This is a genomic window from Pseudomonas sp. p50(2008) (assembly GCF_015351605.1).
In the GTDB taxonomy this organism is placed as follows: domain Bacteria; phylum Pseudomonadota; class Gammaproteobacteria; order Pseudomonadales; family Pseudomonadaceae; genus Aquipseudomonas.
On the sequence record NZ_JACMYF010000003.1, the window covers coordinates 339,963 to 358,364 of the forward strand.

The following is an 18,402-nucleotide window of genomic DNA, read 5'->3' on the forward strand; positions in this document are numbered from 1 at the left end:
CTGTTTGACAGCTTCAACCCTGCACGATGCAGGTGGCCAGGTGTGCAGCAAGCGCATCCCAGGCAATGCTTTGTTGTTCGCCCTGGCCACGCAGGGGTTTGAAACCTACCACTTGCTGGGCCATTTCGTCGTCACCGAGGATCAGCGCATACAATGCACCGCTCTTGTCGGCCTTCTTGAACTGGCTTTTGAAGCTGCCGGCGCCGGCATTTACTTGCAAGCGCAGGTTGGGTAATTGATCACGAACACGTTCACTCAAGGCCAACCCGGCAAGCTCGGCGGCTTCCCCGAAGGCACAGAGGTAAACGTCAACCTGGCGGGAGATCTCTTCCGGGATCTGTTCCAGGGTTTCCAGCAGCAACACCAGGCGCTCGATGCCCATGGCGAAACCGACACCCGGCGTTGGCTTGCCGCCCATCTGTTCCACCAGACCGTCGTAGCGACCACCGGCACAAACGGTGCCCTGAGCGCCCAACTTGTCGGTGACCCATTCGAAAACGGTCTTGCTGTAGTAATCCAGCCCGCGAACCAGCTTCGGGTTGATGACATAAGGAATGCCGGCAGTGTCCAGGCGAGCCTTGAGGCCCTCGAAGTGCACGCGGGACTCTTCGTCCAGGTAATCAGCCATTTTCGGCGCGTCGACCAGAACCGCTTGTGTATCAGCGTTTTTGGTGTCCAGAACCCGCAGAGGGTTGGTTTTCAGGCGACGCTGGCTGTCTTCGTCCAGCTTGTCCAGACGAGCCGACAGGAACTCGACCAGGGCTTCGCGATAACGACCACGAGACTCGGCGGTGCCCAGGCTGTTGAGCTCAAGCTTGACCGCATCACGGATACCCAGCTCGCCCCACAGGCGCCAGGTCAGCACGATCAGTTCGGCATCGATGTCCGGACCATCCAGGTTGAAGACTTCGCAACCAATCTGGTGGAACTGACGATAACGGCCTTTCTGTGGACGTTCGTGGCGGAACATCGGACCGATGTACCAGAGTTTCTGCACCTGGCCACCGCCGGTGATGCCGTGCTCGAGCACCGCACGCACGCAGGCCGCTGTGCCTTCAGGGCGCAGGGTCAGGGAGTCGCCATTGCGGTCGTCGAAGGTGTACATCTCTTTTTCGACGATGTCGGTCACTTCACCGATGGAGCGCTTGAACAGCTCGGTGAACTCGACGATCGGCATGCGGATCTGCTTGTAACCGTAGTTATCCAGCAGGCGCGAGACGGTGCCCTCGAAGTGACGCCACAGGGGAGTCTGCTCGGGCAGGATATCGTTCATGCCACGAATGGCTTGCAGAGACTTGCTCACTATAAATCCTTATTCGTTCGGCTCTTCAGCCGTTCGACTCTTAAGTAGTGCTTAGCCGCGAGCGATTACAGCAGCGTCAGCTTCGACCTTCTCGGCCGCTTTCTGGCGGATCAAGCGTTCAAGCTCATCCACCAGATTGTCATTCGTCAGTTTCTGCGCCGGCTTGCCGTCGATGTAGATCAGGTTTGGCGTGCCGCCGGTCAAGCCGATATGGGCTTCCTTGGCTTCGCCCGGTCCGTTTACCACGCAACCGATCACTGCAACATCCAGCGGCACCAGCAGATCTTCGAGGCGCCCTTCCAGCTCGTTCATGGTTTTGACCACATCGAAGTTCTGCCGCGAGCAGCTCGGGCAGGCGATGAAGTTGATGCCACGGGAACGCAGGTGCAAGGACTTGAGAATGTCGTAGCCGACCTTCACTTCCTCGACCGGGTCGGCCGCCAGCGAGATGCGGATAGTATCGCCAATCCCTTCGGCGAGCAGCATACCGAGGCCCACGGCGGATTTCACCGTGCCTGAACGCAAACCACCGGCTTCGGTGATGCCCAGGTGCAGTGGCTGGACGATTTCCTTGGCCAGCAAACGGTAGGCCGCGACGGCCATGAACACGTCGGAGGCTTTCACGCTGACCTTGAAGTCCTGGAAATTAAGGCGCTCAAGGTGCTCTACGTGGCGCAGGGCGGATTCGACGAGTGCAGCGGGTGTCGGCTCGCCGTATTTCTTTTGCAGGTCTTTTTCCAGGGAACCGGCATTCACGCCGATTCGAATCGGAATCCCGCGATCACGGGCGGCATCGACGACTGCGCGCACGCGGTCTTCGCGACCGATATTACCCGGGTTGATCCGCAGACAATCAACGCCCAGCTCGGCCACTCGCAATGCGATCTTGTAGTCGAAGTGGATGTCGGCAACCAGCGGAACCTTGACCAGTTTCTTGATCTTGCCAAAGGCTTCGGCGGCGTCCATATCCGGCACGGAAATCCGTACGATATCGACGCCAGCGGCTTCCAGACGATTGATCTGGGCCACGGTGGCGGCCACGTCATTGGTATCGCTGTTGGTCATGCTCTGCACAGCGATAGGCGCATCGCCGCCAACAGGCACGTTACCGACCCAGATCTTGCGAGATTCGCGACGTTTGATTGGAGATTCGCCGTGCATGACTTATTGACCCAACTTCAGGCGAGCAGTCTCGCCACTGGTGAACGGAGCGACATCAACCACCTGCCCGTTGTAGCTGACCTGTGCGCCACGGGCAAAGCCCAGACGCACGGAAAAGGGTGGTTTGCCGGTAACGGAAACGTTTTCGCCTTTACGCTTGAGACCGCTTAACAGCACCTTGCCGGTGCCATCGGTCACTTGTGTCCAGCAGTCTGCAGTGAACTGCAGCGAAACCTGGCCTTGACCGGCGGTCGGAGCCGCTGCTGCCGGGGCAGGAACAGTCGGCGCAACGGGCGCAGTCGCGACTGGAGCAGGCACAGCGGGAACGGCCGGGGCCGGGGTCGCTGGAGTGGCAGGCGTCGCAGGAACAGGCGCGGTATTTTGAGCTGGTGCCGTCGGTGTTGTCGCCGACGCAGCCACTTCAGGCTCAGCCGATGTACTGGTCTGCGGCAACGCCAAAGGGGCCCCGGCTTCGGTCTGATTTTCCACAATGGCCTGATCTTCAGGCTCATCCAGCGGATGAATCTGGGTGGTGCCGTCGGCGCCTTCGACTTCAACGTGCTCCGGGCTCAACGTGGTCAGGTCCTTGGCGCGCTGTGAAGTTTGATCCTGCCACCAGACAAAACCACCACCGATTACGGCTACCAGCAACAGCAGGCTGACAATTCGCAAGATAGTGTGAGAAACCCGAACCGGCTCTTCGATGCGTCCCAGGCTGTGGACATTACTGCCCTGGGAGTCGGTACCGGTGGATTGGTCGAACTGCTGAACTAGGACGGTTTGATCCATGCCCAGCAATTTGGCGTATGCACGGATGTAGCCGCGAGCGAACGTATGCCCAGGCAGCTTATCGAAAGCACCGGCTTCAAGATTGCTCAGGGAGCTGACGGTGAGGTTGAGCTTGAGGGCCACTTCGGCCAGCGACCAGCCTTTGCTTTCGCGGGCCTGGCGCAAAGTCTCACCGGGATTAACGCGATTCGCTGCTACAACTTCGGGATGCGCCGCTTTCATCATTGCTCCGACAGGTATTGCTGATATTCCGGCGTACCGGGATAGAGTCGTTTTAGTTGCAGGCCATAACTGGCAGCCTTGTCGCGATCTTCAAACACTTTTGCCAGCCGAACGCCGAGCAATAGACTACGTGCATTTTGTTCGGCGAGCAGGCTAAAACGGTCGTAGTAGTCACGCGAGGGCACATAATGCCTGTCTTCGAACGACAACTCAGCCATTTCCAGCAATGCGCGTGGCTGCTGACGATTCAATCTCAGGGCTTTTTCCAGTTGCTGCTGAGCCAGATCACGTTCGCCCAGCTTCGAAGCGGTCATTCCCAGGTTTTCAAACACCCGTGAGCGTTCGGGATACAGGGTGTCGGCAGCGGCTTGTTCGAAACGTTCGTAAGCTTCTTTGTAGCGTTTCTCTTCGAAAAGAAAACTGCCGTAATTGTTCAGGATCCGAGCATCCTTGGGGCGGGAAGACAGCGCCTTGCGAAAGTGCTCGTCGGCCAACTCCGGCTCCATCTCGGCCTGGAACACCAGCCCCAGCGCCGCGTTGGCGTCAGGGTCCGAGCTGTCCAGGTCCAGCGCCTTCTTCAGCGGGACCTTGGCACGCTCGGTCATGCCTTGCTGCAAGTACCCCAGCCCCAGCTGCACGTAAGCAGCACGCGCTTCGTCGCGGCCCTTGCTGGTCTTCATCGGATTGAAATCGCCCGACAGGACACAACCAGCACACAGGCTGGCCAACAGCACAAGCAGCGCAAAGCGCAGGGACATAGAGATCCTCTCTTAATTATTTCGCGGCGTTTGTTGCGATATCGTTTTCGGCGCTCAACTCGCGCACGGCGATATAACGTTCGCTGCGACGGGTGCGATCCAGCACCTGCCCTACCAATTGTCCACAGGCCGCGTCGATGTCTTCACCACGGGTGGTGCGTACAGTGACATTGAAGCCTGCATGATGAAGCTGATCCTGGAAACGGCGAATCGCATTGTTGCTCGGACGCTCGTAACCGGAATGCGGGAACGGGTTAAACGGAATCAGGTTGATCTTGCACGGGATGTTCTTGAGCAACTCGATCATCTCGACCGCATGCTCGACCTTGTCATTGATGTCCTTGAGCAAGGTGTACTCGATGGTCAGCAGGCGCTTTTCGCCCAGGGACGACATGTAGCGCTGGCACGACTCGAGGAGCATCTTAAGCGGATACTTCTTGTTGATCGGCACCAATTGATTACGCAATGCGTCATTGGGTGCGTGCAGGGACAACGCCAGGGAGACGTCGATGTGCTTGGACAGCTCATCGATCATCGGCACCACGCCCGAAGTGGACAGGGTCACGCGGCGCTTGGAAATCCCGTAGCCGAGGTCATCCATCATCAGATGCATGGCGGCGACGACGTTGTCGAAGTTCAGCAGCGGCTCGCCCATGCCCATCATCACCACGTTGGTGATGGCACGGTCGGCGGTCGCCGGGATGCTGCCAAACGATTTATTGGCAATCCACACCTGCCCAATTACTTCGGCGGCGGTGAGGTTGCTGTTGAATCCTTGCTTGCCGGTGGAGCAGAAACTGCAATCCAGGGCACAGCCTGCCTGGGACGAAACGCACAGAGTGCCGCGTTTGCCCTGGGGAATGTAGACGGTCTCGACGCAGCTGCCGGACGCCACGCGCACCACCCACTTACGGGTGCCGTCGGTGGAAATGTCCTCGCTGACGACTTCGGGACCACGAACTTCGGCAATGACCTTGAGCTTGTCGCGCAGGGCCTTGCTGACGTTCGTCATGGCGTCGAAATCATCGACGCCAAGGTGGTGAATCCATTTCATTACCTGACCGGCACGGAAACGCTTCTCCCCGATTGAGTCGAAGAATTTTTCCATTTCCAGCTGAGTCAGACCCAGCAGGTTGGTTTTAACAGTCGATGTAGTCATGGATTCACCTTCACTCTTAAGCCAATGCTTAGCGAGTGGTTACTTCAGTAGCTGCGAAGAAGTACGAGATTTCGCGAGCAGCAGCGGCTTCGGAGTCCGAACCGTGTACAGCGTTGGCATCGATGGAGTCAGCGAAGTCAGCGCGGATGGTGCCGGCAGCAGCTTCTTTAGGGTTGGTAGCGCCCATCAGCTCACGGTTCAGAGCGATAGCGTTTTCGCCTTCCAGAACCTGAACGACAACCGGACCGGAGATCATGAAAGCAACCAGGTCGCCGAAGAAACCACGAGCGCTGTGCTCAGCGTAGAAGCCTTCAGCTTCTGCTTTGGACAGTTGCTTCAGTTTCGAAGCTACAACGCGCAGGCCAGCTTTTTCAAAACGAGTGGTGATCTCGCCGATAACGTTTTTTGCAACAGCGTCAGGCTTGATGATGGAGAAAGTACGTTGAACAGCCATGGTGTAACTCCAGAAACGGTAATTTGTGAAAAATTAAACCCGCGAATTATACGCGGGTTCTTTGGTATTGCCTAACCTGCAGCGTGGGCTCAGTCGAGCTCTTCGATCCAGTAGGCCTGAATGGCCTCCAGAACTTTTTCGCCACTGCGATCCGGCGCATCATCGAACTCGGGCAATTCCATCACCCATTTGCGCAGATCGACGAAGTTAAGCGATCTTGGATCAACATCCGGCTTGCTTTCTGCAAGCTGGATAGCGATTTCCTGCACATCAACCCATTTCAGACTCATGTCAGCTTCCTTGAATCAGTGCGGCGCTTCGGCAGCATGGTTGAGCGAGTATTTCGGAATTTCAACGGTCAGGTCTTCAGTCCCGACGATCGCCTGACAGCCTAGACGCGATTGCGCTTCCAGACCCCAGGCCCGATCAAGAAAATCTTCTTCCAGCTCGTCCGCTTCTGCCAGCGAGTCAAAGCCTTCACGAATGATGCAGTGACAGGTGGTGCAAGCGCAGACGCCGCCACAGGCGCTTTCCATCTCGATATGGTGTTCGTGGGCCAGCTCGAGAATGGAAGTCCCCGGCTCAGCCTCCACAACCATGCCATCCGGGCAAAACTTCTCGTGTGGCAGAAAAATGACCTGCGGCATCAGATATCCTCGATTTCATTCAGGTTGCGCCCCGACAGAGCGGCTTTCACCGTCAAATCCATACGGCGGGCAGCAAAAGCATCGGTCACTTGCGACAGACGCTTGGTCTGTTGCTCGATGGCATAACCATCAGACCCTTTCATCAATTCAGTCAGCTCCTGCATCTGCAGCTCGATGACCATGCGCTCTTCGGCATCCAGCAGACGCTCGCCATCGACATCAAGCGCAGCCTGCACCGCTTCAATCAGGCGCTGGGCATCGACTTGCTGCTCACGCAGGACACGGGCGACCTTGTCGTCGTTGGCGTGCTGGAATGAATCCTTGAGCATCTTCGCGATTTCGCCATCAGTCAGGCCATAGGACGGCTTGACCTGGATGCTGGCTTCTACGCCCGAACCCAGCTCACGAGCGGAAACGCTGAGCAGACCGTCGGCATCGACCTGGAAGGTCACGCGAATCTTCGCCGCACCGGCCACCATCGCCGGAATACCGCGCAATTCGAAGCGTGCGAGGGAGCGGCAATCGCTGATCAGCTCGCGCTCGCCCTGCAATACGTGGATTGCCATGGCCGACTGGCCATCTTTGTACGTCGTGAAGTCCTGGGCGCGGGCGACGGGGATGGTGGTGTTCCGCGGAATCACCTTCTCCATCAGGCCACCCATGGTTTCCAGCCCCAAGGACAATGGAATCACATCAAGCAACAGCAGTTCGCCGCCATCGCGCTTGTTGCCCGCCAGCGTATCGGCCTGGATCGCGGCACCGATGGCCACCACTTGATCCGGATCGATTTCAGTCAGCGGCTCGCGACCAAAGGCTTCGGCCACCGCTTCACGAACACGAGGAACGCGAGTCGATCCACCCACCATGACCACGGCGTGCACTTCTTCGAGTTCGACACCCGAATCACGTACCGCACGACGACAGGCTTTCAGGCTGCGGGCAACCATTGGCTCGATCAGCGCATTGAACGCCTCACGGGTCAGCTCGGCTTTCCACTCTCCGTAAGCGACTTCAACAGACGCCGCATTGGTCAGCGCTTCTTTTGCCGCACAGGCGGTTTGCAGCAGGTTGCGTTGCGCGCCCGGATCCAGATCGGCCGACAAACCGGCACTCTCGATGATCCAGCCCGCAATTGCGTGATCGAAGTCATCGCCACCAAGAGCGCTGTCGCCACCGGTTGCCAGAACCTCAAACACGCCGCCTGTCAGGCGCAAAATCGAAATATCGAAGGTACCGCCGCCCAGGTCGTAAATCGCGACCAGGCCTTCAGCATGCTGATCCAGACCGTAAGCCACCGCCGCCGCCGTAGGCTCGTTGAGCAAGCGCAGCACGTTCAGACCGGCCAGTTTGGCCGCATCCTTGGTGGCTTGACGCTGGGCATCATCGAAATAGGCCGGAACAGTGATCACCGCGCCAACCAGCTCCCCACCCAACGCCTCTTCAGCGCGCTGACGCAGCACTTTGAGAATGTCGGCAGAGACCTCGACCGGGCTTTTCGGGCCCTGAATGGTGTCGATGAACGGCATGTGCGATTCGCCGCCGACAAAGCGGTACGGCAGTTGATCGCCCAGCTGCTTGACGTCGGACAGACCACGACCCATCAGGCGCTTGACCGACAGCACAGTATTCAAGGGATCAGAGGCGGCAGCCAGCTTGGCGGACTCGCCGACCTCGATGCGATCGGCGTGGTAGCGCACGGCAGACGGCAGAATGACCTGCCCGTCAGCGTCAGCCAGAGGCTCGGAAAGACCACTGCGCAACGCAGCGACCAGCGAATTGGTAGTGCCCAAGTCGATCCCCACAGCCAGACGACGCTGGTGCGGTTGAGGACTTTGGCCGGGTTCGGCGATCTGCAGTAGGGCCATCGTTATCAGGACTTATCTGTATATCAGGCGTGCGACCGGAGCGGCACTGGGTTAATCGTCGAGGCGCTCTTCTAACTGGCGCACTTCGTAGGTGAGCTTGTCGAGGAACTGCATGCGCCGCATCAGGCGTTCGGCCTGCTCACGTTGCGCTGCATCATCCCAACAGGCTGCGAAGCTGTCGTTCAGCTCATCCTGGGCGGACTTCAGGCGACGCTTGAACACTGCAACACCTGCCACGTCGGCACTGTCTTGCAGGTCTTCGAGCTCTTCACGCAGCGCCATTTGCTGCAGAAGAAAATCCGGATCATGCACCGTGACCTCCAGCGGCAACTCGCGACCACCCATGGCGAGCAGGTATCGCGCGCGCTTTGGGGGACTTTTGAGCGTCTGGTAGGCCTCGTTGAGGCTCGCGGATTGCTCTAGCGCCAGCCGCTGCTCGCGCTCGGAAGCGTCTGCGAAGCGGTCCGGATGAACGCCGCGCGCCAACTCTCGATAGCGCGTAGCCAACTGCTCGAGATCCAGACGGAAACTCGGCTGCAGTTCAAATAAAGCGAAATGACAAGGAGTACCCACGAGCAGCCTCAGATGTTGAAGCTTTCGCCGCAGCCACATTCACCGCGTACGTTGGGATTGTTGAACTTGAAGCCTTCGTTCAACCCTTCCTTGACGAAATCGAGTTCGGTGCCGTCCAGGTAGGACAGGCTCTTAGGGTCGATGATCACTTTCTCGCCGTGACTTTCGAACACCTGATCCTCTGCAACCACCTCGTCGACAAACTCCAGCACGTAGGCAAGGCCGGAACAGCCCGTGGTGCGAACACCCAGACGAATCCCCTCACCTTTGCCGCGCCCGTCAAGGGAGCGTCGCACGTGCCGAGCAGCCGCTTCTGTCATGCTGATAGCCATCGTTGACTCCTTACTCGTCGCCCAATGCTTAGATCAAGCCTTTCTTCTGCTTGTAGTCGCGAACAGCCGCTTTGATAGCGTCTTCGGCGAGTACGGAGCAGTGAATTTTTACTGGCGGCAGGGCCAGTTCTTCAGCCAGCTGAGTGTTCTTGATGGTCTCTGCTTCATCCAGAGTCTTGCCTTTCATCCACTCGGTCGCCAGGGAGCTTGAAGCGATTGCCGAACCGCAGCCATAGGTCTTGAACTTGGCGTCTTCGATGATGCCTTGCTCGTTGACCTTGATCTGCAGACGCATCACGTCACCGCATGCCGGTGCGCCGACCATGCCGGTGCCGACGTCTGGGTCTTCCGCGTCCATCTTGCCGACGTTGCGCGGGTTCTCGTAGTGGTCGATGACCTTTTCGCTGTAAGCCATGATTCTTAATCCTCACTCATCAGAGAGTCGCTCTTGAACCCTGCCATCCAAAGATGCGCAGGGCTGGTTTGCGGCGACTTGAAATCAGTGTGCCGCCCACTCGATTTTCGAAATGTCGACACCGTCTTTGTACATGTCCCACAGCGGCGACAAAGTGCGCAGCTTGGTGACGGCCTCGCAGACTTTCTGCGCGGCGTAATCGATTTCTTCTTCGGTGGTGAAACGGCCGAAGGTGAAGCGAATCGAGCTGTGCGCCAGTTCGTCGTTGCGGCCCAGGGCGCGCAGTACGTACGAAGGCTCAAGGGAAGCCGAGGTGCAAGCCGAACCGGACGAAACCGCCAGATCCTTGAGCGCCATGATCAGCGACTCGCCTTCAACGTAGTTGAAGCTCAGGTTCAGGTTGTGCGGTACGCGGGCGGTCATGCTGCCGTTGATGTACAGCTCTTCCAGGCCTTCGACCTGTTTGAAGAAGCGGTCACTCAAGGCCTTGATACGAATGTTTTCCGCAGCCATGTCTTCTTTGGCTACACGGAAGGCTTCACCCATGCCAACGATCTGGTGGGTCGCCAGCGTGCCGGAACGCATGCCGCGCTCATGACCGCCACCGTGCATGGTCGCTTCGATGCGAACACGCGGCTTGCGGCTCACGTACAGCGCGCCGATGCCCTTAGGGCCATAAGTTTTGTGGGCAGAGAACGACATCATGTCGACTTTCAGCTTCGACAGGTCGATATCGACCTTGCCGGTGGACTGAGCAGCGTCGACGTGAAACAGGATGCCTTTCGAGCGAGTCAGCTCGCCGATAGCGGCGATGTCGTTGACGGTGCCGATTTCGTTGTTCACGTGCATGATCGAAACCAGGATGGTGTCGTCACGCAGGGCCGCCTCAACCATCTCAGGCGTCACCAGGCCATCATCGCGAGGCTCAATGTAGGTGACTTCGAAACCTTCACGCTCCAGTTGGCGCATGGTGTCTAGGACAGCCTTGTGCTCAATCTTGGTGGTGATCAGGTGCTTGCCTTTGGTGGCGTAGAAATGCGCCGCACCCTTGATTGCCAGGTTGTCGGATTCGGTGGCACCGGAGGTCCAGACGATTTCACGCGGATCGGCGTTGACCAGGTCAGCGACCTGACGACGAGCGTTTTCGACGGACTCTTCAGCTTTCCAGCCAAACACGTGGGAACGGGACGCCGGGTTACCGAAGTTTCCGTCGACCAGCAGGCATTCACTCATTTTTTGCGCAACACGCGGATCAACCGGGGTAGTTGCAGAGTAATCAAGGTAAATCGGCAATTTCATGGACTATCTCCTAAATCAGGCTGGCTGGCGTGCCGCTAGCTCTTTGGCTGTCATTCGACGGCGGACGCTTCAATCTTGTCCAGGCGTGGCGCCTTGCTGTTGCAACGGCGCTGGTCCTGACGCTGGGCTACTTCTTGTACCTCACGGCGAGTGACAAGATCAGCCAAGCTGATACCGCTCAGAAATTCGTGAATCTGCAAGCTCAGATCGCACCACAAGTGATGGGTCAGACAGGTGTCGCCTTGATGGCAATCACCCTGGCCCTGGCATTTGGTGGCATCGACCGATTCGTTTACTGCATCGATCACCTGGGCGACCTGGATGCCCTGCATGTCGCGGGACAGTTGGTAGCCTCCGCCCGGACCACGAACGCTGGAGACCAGATTGCTGCGACGCAACTTGGCGAAAAGCTGTTCAAGGTAGGACAGGGAGATGCCTTGGCGCTCGGAGATATCGGCCAGGGACACCGGCCCGTGCTGCGCGTGCAACGCCAGATCAAGCATGGCGGTCACGGCGTATCGGCCTTTTGTAGTCAGTCTCATGGACAATTACCACGGAGTTCGGAATGGGGCGAGTATGCAATTCCCGAGTATTTAAGTCAACTATAAGACCTAGTACTTTAGTCAGGATTACCCGCAAAAGAGCGCGCGCATCATAGCAAAGGCTGGCCTTTAACAGCCAGTAGTACCGAGTGATCGTTCATCGCGAGCAGGCTCACCCCTACAGGAAACGCATTTCAAATGTAGGAGTGAGCCTGCTCGCGATGAAGCTGACTCGGTCTAGCCGGCCTGACTCTGATCCTTGTCCTTCACACACGCAAAGTCTTCTTCACGCAGCTCAGGCAGATCCTTGGCACAGTAATTACTGCCCAGATCCTTCAACGCCCCGCACATACCCTCCAGACGCCCATCAACTGCCTGCAGATGATCAAGCAACTGATTGATGGCCCGCGCCACCGGATCGGGCATGTCTTCGCCGACACCATAGGCATCGAAACCGATCTTCTCGGCCATGGCCTTGCGCTTGGCATCCTGCTCTTCATCGGACTTGACGATGATCCGCCCTGGAATACCGACAACGGTCGCTCCAGCCGGCACTGCCTTGGTCACCACCGCGTTCGAGCCCACCTTGGCACCCGCACCGACAGTGAAAGGCCCGAGCACCTTGGCGCCAGCCCCGACCACAACACCATCTTCCAGTGTCGGGTGACGCTTGCCCTTGTTCCAGCTGGTGCCCCCCAGGGTTACGCCCTGGTAAAGCGTGACATCGTTGCCGATCTCGGCCGTTTCACCAATAACAATGCCCATGCCATGGTCAATGAAGAAACGACGCCCGACCTTCGCCCCCGGATGGATCTCGATCCCGGTCAACCAGCGACCGAAGTTCGATACCAGGCGCGCCAGCCACTTCCAGCCCATCCCCCACAGCGCCGATGACAGGCGGTGGATCCAGATGGCGTGCATGCCGGGGTAGCAAGTCAGAACTTCAAATGCGTTACGCGCCGCCGGATCACGATGGAAAACACTCTGGATATCTTCACGCAAACGCTCGAACATCATTAATCCTTCCGCTTTAGAAGCTCACCACGGGCCGCTTTCTGGGTTTCCGTGAGGATGCCACGCAATATATTCATCTCCGCCCGGCTGACCGAGCTTCGTCCGTACAACCGGCGCAGGCGCGCCATCAAGTGCCGCGGTTTTTCCGGATCGAGGAATTCGATGGCCACCAGGGTCTGCTCCAGGTGCTCATAGAATCGCTCCAGCTCATCCATGGTCGCCAGCTCAGCGCTTTTGACGGAGGCCACTTCTTCCTTCTCGACCTTGCTCGGCTGGCCTTGGGCCGCGAGCCAGGACATGCGCACTTCATAGCTCAACACTTGCACCGCTGCCCCGAGATTCAGCGAACTGAACTCAGGGTCTGATGGGATGTGCACGTGATAATGACATCGCTGCAGCTCTTCATTGGTCAGGCCGGAATCTTCACGACCGAACACCAAGGCAATTTCAGCGCCCTGCCCGGCTTCCTCGACCACTTTCACACCGCATTCACGGGGATCGAGCAGCGGCCAGGGGATGCGCCGGTCGCGCGCACTGGTGCCGAGCACCAGATTGCAGCCGACCAAGGCATCTTCCAGGGTGGCGACGATTTGCGCGTTTTCAAGGATGTCGCCGGCGCCGGAGGCCCGGGCATCAGCCTCGTGATGCGGGAATAACCGCGGTTCGACCAGCACCAGCCGCGTCAGGCCCATGTTCTTCATGGCACGCGCAGCCCCGCCGATATTCCCGGGATGGCTGGTATTGACCAGGACGACACGAATGTTTTGCAGCAAGGGAGGCGCTCTCGAACACAATAAAGGGGAGCCGAATCTTACAGCGAGACCTACCGTTAAGCTACGAAAGCGAACGTCGTCCTTCACCTGAAGAAAGTTTCTGATAGAATGCCCGGCTTTCTTTAACAACCTTAGGTGACACATCCATGCAGCCCATGCTGAATATCGCGCTGCGCGCCGCCCGCAGCGCCAGTGAATTGATCTTCCGCTCCATCGAGCGCCTGGATACCATCAAGGTCGACGAAAAAGACGCCAAGGATTACGTATCCGAGGTGGATCGCGCCGCCGAACAGAAAATCATCGACGCACTGCGCAAGGCCTACCCGAATCACTCGATCAGGGGTGAAGAGACCGGTATGCACGCCGGTAGCGGTATCGAAGGCGAAGAGTACCTGTGGATCATCGATCCGCTGGACGGCACCACCAACTTCCTGCGCGGCATCCCTCACTTTGCAGTCAGCATCGCCTGCAAATATCGCGGTCGCCTGGAACACGCCGTTGTTCTGGACCCGGTTCGCCAGGAAGAATTCACCGCCAGCCGTGGCCGTGGCGCCCAGCTGAACGGTCGTCGTCTGCGTGTTAGCGGTCGCACCAGCCTCGACGGCGCCCTGCTGGGTACCGGCTTCCCGTTCCGCGACGACCAGATGGACAACCTCGACAACTACCTGGGCATGTTCCGCGCCCTGGTTGGCCAGACCGCCGGCATCCGCCGCGCCGGCTCGGCGAGCCTGGACCTGGCTTACGTAGCGGCCGGTCGTTTCGACGCATTCTGGGAGTCGGGCCTGTCCGAGTGGGACATGGCTGCAGGCGCCCTGCTGATTCAGGAAGCAGGCGGCTTGGTGAGCGACTTCACCGGCGGTCACGACTTCCTTGAAAAAGGCCACATCGTTGCCGGCAACACCAAATGCTTCAAGGCAGTACTGACGGCGATCCAGCCGCACCTGCCAGCCTCGCTGAAACGCTAAGTTCCAGCGACAGAAAAGCACCCTTCGGGGTGCTTTTTTTATGCCTGGAATTCGACCTCAAACACCCCGCCGCCCCCTGTAGGAGTGAGCCTGCTCGCGATAGCGGTGTATCAGCCAGCATGCATCCCAACGGGAAACCGCTATCGCGAGCAGGCTCACTCCTACAGGAGATCGCGGTTGGGCATAAATCACGGGTACAAAAAAAGCACCCCGCAGGGTGCTTCTTTTTGAATCTGAATATCAGCTATTTACTGACCAGGCTCATTCTGCGACAAAACCAGCTTACCTTCCTTATCGACAGGAATCTGGTTGCCCGGATCACGGTCCATCCGCACTTTGCCTTCCTTGCCATCCAGCGAATAACGAACGTCATAGCCGACCACTTTGTCGCTGATGTCATTCACTGTATTACAGCGAGTCTGGGTCGTGGTGTAGGTATCGCGATTCTGCATACCCTCCTGAACCTTATTACCGGCGTAACCACCACCGACCGCGCCTGCAACCGTAGCAATCTTCTTGCCCGTGCCGCCGCCGATCTGGTTACCCAATAGACCGCCAGCCAATGCACCGACTACGGTACCGGCGATCTGATGTTGATCTTTCACCGGCGCTTGCCGGGTTACAGCGACATCCTTGCACACTTCACGTGGCGTCTTGATTTGTGTCTTGACCGGTTCAACGGCTAGCACTTGCGCATACTCAGGGCCGCTTTTAACCAGGCTGTAGGTGGCAACAGCACCCCCGGCAGTTACACCGACAGCACCCAATACCGCACCAACCAGCAACGACTTGTTCACATGAACCTCCTGACCATCACATGCGGGACAATGCCCGCGCTTCTCCCAGCCTTGGAGCATAAAAAAAGGCGCGAGTTCAACTCGCGCCTTTTTTGGCAGACCACTGGAAGCGATTACCGTTATGGACGGTCGTCGACTTCCTTCTCGGTTGCCGCAGGAGGAATCAGATCCTCGCTGCTCAGGTTCAGCCAGATCAGCACCACGTTAGCGATGTAGATCGACGAGTAGGTACCCGCCAGTACACCGATAAACAGGGCAATGGAGAAGCCGAACAGGTTGTCACCACCGAAGAACAGCAGTGCAGCGATCGCCAGTAAGGTGGAGATCGACGTCGCCATGGTCCGCAGCAAGGTTTGCGTGGTCGAGATGTTGATGTTCTCGATCAGGCTGGCCTTGCGCAGCACACGGAAGTTCTCTCGAACCCGGTCGAATACCACAATGGTGTCGTTGAGCGAGTAACCGATGATCGCCAGTACCGCCGCCAGCACCGTCAGGTCGAAGGTGATCTGGAAGAACGACAGGATACCGATGGTCACGATCACGTCGTGGATCAGCGAAACGATGGCGCCGACCGCGAACTTCCACTGAAAGCGGAAAGCCAGGTAGATCAGGATGCCACCCAGCGCCATCAGCATGCCGAGGCCGCCCTGGTCGCGCAGCTCTTCACCGACCTGAGGGCCGACGAACTCAACGCGCTTGACCGTCGCCGGGTTGTCACCGCCGACCTTCAGCAGCGCTTCTGCCACCTGGTGACCCAGTTGAGGGTCCTCACCTGGCATACGCACCAGCAGGTCAGTGGTCGCACCAAAGCTCTGCACGATTGCCTCGTGATAGCCCGAGGTGACCAGTTGTTCACGCACCTTGGTGACATCGGCCGGACGCTCGTAGGTCAGCTCGATGAGCGTACCGCCGGTGAAGTCCAGACCCCAGTTCATGCCCTTGGTAGCGACACTGAACAACGCCAGTACAGTAAGAAACAATGTGACGCCGAACGCGAAGTTGCGAACGCCCATGAAGTTGATTGTACGTAACATGGCAGCCCCTTAAATCCACAACTTCTTGAAGTCACGACCGCCGAAGATCAGGTTGACCATCGCGCGGGTCACCATGATGGCCGTGAACATCGAGGTAAAGATCCCGAGGGACATGGTCACTGCGAAACCTTTGACCGGGCCGGTGCCCATCGCAAAGAGAATCCCGCCGACCAGCAACGTGGTCAGGTTGGCATCGAGAATCGCAGTAAACGCCCGGCCGAAGCCTTCGTTGATTGCCCGCTGTACCGTCATGCCCGCCGCGATCTCTTCACGTATCCGCGAGAAGATCAGTACGTTGGCGTCGACCGCCATACCCATGGTCAACACGATACCGGCGATACCCGGCAGGGTCAGCGTTGCACCCAGCAGCGACATCAAGGCCAGCAACAGCACCATGTTCACCGACAGTGCGACGGTGGCGATGATGCCGAAGAAGCGGTAGATGGCGATGATGAACAGCGAGACAAACAGCATGCCCCACAGCGATGCATCGATACCTTTGGTGATGTTGTCGGCACCCAGGCTCGGGCCAATGGTGCGCTCTTCAGCGAAGTACATCGGTGCCGCCAGACCACCGGCACGCAACAGCAGCGCCAGTTCGGACGATTCGCCCTGGCCGTTCAGGCCAGTGATGCGGAATTGAGCACCCAGTGGCGACTGAATGGTCGCCAGGCTGATGATCTTCTTCTCTTCTTTAAACGTCTGGACCGGTACGTCTTTCTCGACGCCGTTAACCATTTGCTTGACGTAAGTGGTGACTGGGCGCTGCTCGATGAAGATCACCGCCATGCTGCGACCGACGTTGCTGCGCGTCGCGCGGCTCATCAGCTCGCCACCATGACCATCCAGACGGATGTTCACTTCTGGCGTGCCGTGCTCGCCGAAACCAGCCTTGGCGTCCGTCACCTGGTCACCGGTGATGATCAGGCCACGCTCGATCTGTGCCGGCGGACGATTGCCTTCACGGAACTCGAAGCTTTCGGAGGTCGCTTTCGAAGCACCCGGCTCTGCAGCCAGACGGAACTCAAGGTTGGCCGTCTTGCCGAGGATACGTTTGGCTTCTGCAGTGTCCTGCACGCCTGGCAGCTCAACCACGATGCGGTTGGCGCCCTGACGCTGAACGATCGGTTCGGCAACACCCAGCTCGTTGACGCGGTTACGTACCGTGGTCAAGTTCTGCTTGATGGAGTATTCGCGGATTTCCGCCAGCTTGGCTGGGGTCATCGCCAGACGCAGTACCGCCTGACCATTGAGGTCGGCCGGAACAATGTCGAAATCGTTGAAGTTCTTGCGGATCAGCGCACGGGCCTGTTCGCGGGAAGCTTCATCACTGAAACCCAGCTGAATGGCGCCGTTGAGTTGCGGCAGGCTGCGATAACGCAGTTTCTCTTTACGCAGGAGGCTCTTGACGTCGCCTTCGTAGACTTTCAGGCGTGCGTCGAGGGCTTTGTCCATGTCCACTTCGAGCAGGAAGTGCACACCACCGGACAAGTCCAGACCCAGCTTCATCGGGTGCGCGCCCAGGCTGCGCAGCCATTGTGGAGTGGTTTGTGCCAGGTTCAGTGCAACGACATAGTCATCACCCAACGCCTTGCGCACGACGTCTTTGGCAGGCAGCTGGTCTTCAGCCTTGGTCAGACGAATCAGACCACCCTTGCCATTGGCAGCCAGCGTGGCAGCCTTGACGTTGATCCCGGATTCCTTGAGCGCAACGCTCACACGGTCCAGATCAGCCTGATTGACCTGCAGCGCAGTACTTGCACCGCTGACCTGAATGGCCGGGTCATCAGGATATAGATTGGGAGCGGAATAAATCAGACCGACCGCCAGCACCGCCAGGATCAGAATGTATTTCCACAGAGGGTATTTGTTCAGCATCACGCCGCCCGCTTATGACGCGGGGCGCCTTGCGCGCCCCGTCGATTGAGTAGAAGTTGAAACTTAGATCGCTTTCAGCGTGCCTTTTGGCAGCGTGGCGGCAATGGCGCCTTTCTGGAACTTCATTTCGACGGTGTCGGAAACTTCCAGAACCACGAAATCGTCAGCCACTTTAGTGATCTTGCCGGCGATACCGCCGGTGGTCACAACTTCGTCGCCTTTCTGCAGGCTGCTCAGCAGGTTCTTCTGCTCTTTGGCGCGCTTGGCCTGTGGACGCCAGATCATCAGGTAGAAGATGACCAGGAAGCCGACCAGGAAAATCCACTCAAAGCCGCCGCCCATAGGGCCGGCAGCTGCCGGTGCAGCAGCGTCAGCCATGGCATTAGAGATAAAAAAGCTCATTTAGCACTCCAGTTGCAAAT

At 58.2% G+C, this 18,402-nt stretch carries 21 protein-coding genes; 1 reads left to right on the forward strand and 20 read right to left on the reverse strand.

Annotated features, from left to right (window positions below; genetic code table 11):
* Positions 1-13 precede the first annotated feature (13 nt).
* The 16 genes from hisS to trmJ all read right to left on the reverse strand — a co-directional run bounded on the left by hisS (position 14) and on the right by trmJ (position 13,306).
* On the reverse strand, positions 14-1,303 hold the full coding sequence (gene hisS / locus H7698_RS10025) for a histidine--tRNA ligase (protein WP_162438254.1): 1,290 nt from the start codon (positions 1,301-1,303) through the stop codon (positions 14-16).
* Between the two features lie 51 nt (positions 1,304-1,354).
* The gene (gene ispG / locus H7698_RS10030) at positions 1,355-2,464 is read right to left on the reverse strand and encodes a flavodoxin-dependent (E)-4-hydroxy-3-methylbut-2-enyl-diphosphate synthase (protein ID WP_162438253.1); all 1,110 of its coding nucleotides are present in this window, start codon (positions 2,462-2,464) and stop codon (positions 1,355-1,357) included.
* 3 nt (positions 2,465-2,467) lie between these two features.
* The gene (locus H7698_RS10035) at positions 2,468-3,475 is read right to left on the reverse strand and encodes a RodZ domain-containing protein (RefSeq protein WP_194691272.1); all 1,008 of its coding nucleotides are present in this window, start codon (positions 3,473-3,475) and stop codon (positions 2,468-2,470) included.
* Positions 3,475-4,233 (reverse strand): type IV pilus biogenesis/stability protein PilW, encoded by a 759-nt coding sequence (gene pilW / locus H7698_RS10040; protein ID WP_162438251.1) that lies wholly within the window; start codon positions 4,231-4,233, stop codon positions 3,475-3,477. The genes H7698_RS10035 and pilW overlap by 1 nt, the downstream gene beginning before the upstream one ends.
* Positions 4,234-4,249: 16 nt before the next feature.
* Positions 4,250-5,392 carry a 23S rRNA (adenine(2503)-C(2))-methyltransferase RlmN gene (gene rlmN, locus H7698_RS10045; RefSeq protein WP_194691273.1) on the reverse strand — a complete coding sequence of 381 codons (1,143 nt, stop codon included), beginning with the start codon at positions 5,390-5,392 and terminating at the stop codon, positions 4,250-4,252.
* A gap of 28 nt (positions 5,393-5,420) precedes the next feature.
* Entirely contained in the window at positions 5,421-5,846 is a 426-nt protein-coding gene (gene ndk / locus H7698_RS10050) for a nucleoside-diphosphate kinase (protein ID WP_007916882.1), read from the reverse strand.
* Positions 5,847-5,935: 89 nt separating this feature from the next.
* Positions 5,936-6,136, reverse strand: a complete 201-nt coding sequence (gene iscX / locus H7698_RS10055) for a Fe-S cluster assembly protein IscX (RefSeq protein ID WP_194691274.1) — start codon at positions 6,134-6,136, stop codon at positions 5,936-5,938.
* Between the two features lie 15 nt (positions 6,137-6,151).
* Positions 6,152-6,493, reverse strand: a complete 342-nt coding sequence (gene fdx / locus H7698_RS10060; RefSeq protein WP_194691275.1) for an ISC system 2Fe-2S type ferredoxin — start codon at positions 6,491-6,493, stop codon at positions 6,152-6,154.
* Complete coding sequence (gene hscA / locus H7698_RS10065) at positions 6,493-8,358, reverse strand: Fe-S protein assembly chaperone HscA (RefSeq protein ID WP_162438248.1); 1,866 nt, start codon at positions 8,356-8,358, stop codon at positions 6,493-6,495. Before hscA ends, fdx begins: the two co-directional genes overlap by 1 nt.
* A 51-nt stretch (positions 8,359-8,409) precedes the next feature.
* Entirely contained in the window at positions 8,410-8,931 is a 522-nt protein-coding gene (hscB, locus tag H7698_RS10070) for a co-chaperone HscB (protein WP_194691276.1), read from the reverse strand.
* A gap of 8 nt (positions 8,932-8,939) precedes the next feature.
* Entirely contained in the window at positions 8,940-9,263 is a 324-nt protein-coding gene (gene iscA, locus H7698_RS10075; protein ID WP_028620147.1) for an iron-sulfur cluster assembly protein IscA, read from the reverse strand.
* Positions 9,264-9,291: 28 nt separating this feature from the next.
* Positions 9,292-9,678, reverse strand: a complete 387-nt coding sequence (gene iscU / locus H7698_RS10080) for a Fe-S cluster assembly scaffold IscU (protein ID WP_003443374.1) — start codon at positions 9,676-9,678, stop codon at positions 9,292-9,294.
* Positions 9,679-9,762: 84 nt separating this feature from the next.
* The gene (locus H7698_RS10085) at positions 9,763-10,977 is read right to left on the reverse strand and encodes an IscS subfamily cysteine desulfurase (RefSeq protein WP_162438247.1); all 1,215 of its coding nucleotides are present in this window, start codon (positions 10,975-10,977) and stop codon (positions 9,763-9,765) included.
* Positions 10,978-11,027: 50 nt separating this feature from the next.
* On the reverse strand, positions 11,028-11,519 hold the full coding sequence (gene iscR, locus H7698_RS10090; protein ID WP_007903581.1) for a Fe-S cluster assembly transcriptional regulator IscR: 492 nt from the start codon (positions 11,517-11,519) through the stop codon (positions 11,028-11,030).
* A gap of 237 nt (positions 11,520-11,756) precedes the next feature.
* A complete protein-coding gene (gene cysE, locus H7698_RS10095) occupies positions 11,757-12,533 on the reverse strand; it encodes a serine O-acetyltransferase (RefSeq protein WP_162438246.1) in 777 nt (258 codons plus the stop codon).
* Between the two features lie 2 nt (positions 12,534-12,535).
* On the reverse strand, positions 12,536-13,306 hold the full coding sequence (gene trmJ, locus H7698_RS10100; RefSeq protein WP_194691277.1) for a tRNA (cytosine(32)/uridine(32)-2'-O)-methyltransferase TrmJ: 771 nt from the start codon (positions 13,304-13,306) through the stop codon (positions 12,536-12,538).
* A gap of 146 nt (positions 13,307-13,452) precedes the next feature.
* On the opposite strand from trmJ, the gene suhB reads away from it, so the two are divergent.
* Entirely contained in the window at positions 13,453-14,271 is an 819-nt protein-coding gene (gene suhB / locus H7698_RS10105; RefSeq protein WP_162438244.1) for a type III secretion system regulator SuhB, read from the forward strand.
* Positions 14,272-14,519: 248 nt separating this feature from the next.
* Here suhB and H7698_RS10110 read toward each other — a convergent pair whose 3' ends face one another.
* The 4 genes from H7698_RS10110 to yajC form a co-directional block, all read right to left on the reverse strand.
* Positions 14,520-15,068, reverse strand: coding sequence for a glycine zipper 2TM domain-containing protein (locus H7698_RS10110; protein ID WP_162438243.1), 549 nt, complete (start codon positions 15,066-15,068; stop codon positions 14,520-14,522).
* A gap of 119 nt (positions 15,069-15,187) precedes the next feature.
* Positions 15,188-16,102 carry a protein translocase subunit SecF gene (secF, locus tag H7698_RS10115; protein ID WP_162438242.1) on the reverse strand — a complete coding sequence of 305 codons (915 nt, stop codon included), beginning with the start codon at positions 16,100-16,102 and terminating at the stop codon, positions 15,188-15,190.
* Between the two features lie 9 nt (positions 16,103-16,111).
* Positions 16,112-17,980, reverse strand: coding sequence for a protein translocase subunit SecD (gene secD / locus H7698_RS10120; protein WP_194691278.1), 1,869 nt, complete (start codon positions 17,978-17,980; stop codon positions 16,112-16,114).
* A 63-nt stretch (positions 17,981-18,043) separates the two neighbouring features.
* Positions 18,044-18,382, reverse strand: a complete 339-nt coding sequence (gene yajC / locus H7698_RS10125) for a preprotein translocase subunit YajC (RefSeq protein WP_007916913.1) — start codon at positions 18,380-18,382, stop codon at positions 18,044-18,046.
* Positions 18,383-18,402: the final 20 nt, after the last annotated feature.

Bases quoted from the DNA above. Each gene is read 5' to 3' on its own strand.
- ispG (WP_162438253.1), bottom strand. From the start codon at position 2,464: ATGCACGGCGAATCTCCAATCAAACGTCGCGAATCTCGCAAGATCTGG.
- H7698_RS10035 (WP_194691272.1), bottom strand. From the start codon at position 3,475: ATGAAAGCGGCGCATCCCGAAGTTGTAGCAGCGAATCGCGTTAATCCC.
- pilW (WP_162438251.1), bottom strand. From the start codon at position 4,233: ATGTCCCTGCGCTTTGCGCTGCTTGTGCTGTTGGCCAGCCTGTGTGCT.
- rlmN (WP_194691273.1), bottom strand. From the start codon at position 5,392: ATGACTACATCGACTGTTAAAACCAACCTGCTGGGTCTGACTCAGCTG.
- ndk (WP_007916882.1), bottom strand. From the start codon at position 5,846: ATGGCTGTTCAACGTACTTTCTCCATCATCAAGCCTGACGCTGTTGCA.
- iscX (WP_194691274.1), bottom strand. From the start codon at position 6,136: ATGAGTCTGAAATGGGTTGATGTGCAGGAAATCGCTATCCAGCTTGCA.
- fdx (WP_194691275.1), bottom strand. From the start codon at position 6,493: ATGCCGCAGGTCATTTTTCTGCCACACGAGAAGTTTTGCCCGGATGGC.
- hscA (WP_162438248.1), bottom strand. From the start codon at position 8,358: ATGGCCCTACTGCAGATCGCCGAACCCGGCCAAAGTCCTCAACCGCAC.
- iscA (WP_028620147.1), bottom strand. From the start codon at position 9,263: ATGGCTATCAGCATGACAGAAGCGGCTGCTCGGCACGTGCGACGCTCC.
- iscU (WP_003443374.1), bottom strand. From the start codon at position 9,678: ATGGCTTACAGCGAAAAGGTCATCGACCACTACGAGAACCCGCGCAAC.
- H7698_RS10085 (WP_162438247.1), bottom strand. From the start codon at position 10,977: ATGAAATTGCCGATTTACCTTGATTACTCTGCAACTACCCCGGTTGAT.
- iscR (WP_007903581.1), bottom strand. From the start codon at position 11,519: ATGAGACTGACTACAAAAGGCCGATACGCCGTGACCGCCATGCTTGAT.
- cysE (WP_162438246.1), bottom strand. From the start codon at position 12,533: ATGTTCGAGCGTTTGCGTGAAGATATCCAGAGTGTTTTCCATCGTGAT.
- suhB (WP_162438244.1), top strand. From the start codon at position 13,453: ATGCAGCCCATGCTGAATATCGCGCTGCGCGCCGCCCGCAGCGCCAGT.
- secF (WP_162438242.1), bottom strand. From the start codon at position 16,102: ATGTTACGTACAATCAACTTCATGGGCGTTCGCAACTTCGCGTTCGGC.
- secD (WP_194691278.1), bottom strand. From the start codon at position 17,980: ATGCTGAACAAATACCCTCTGTGGAAATACATTCTGATCCTGGCGGTG.
- yajC (WP_007916913.1), bottom strand. From the start codon at position 18,382: ATGAGCTTTTTTATCTCTAATGCCATGGCTGACGCTGCTGCACCGGCA.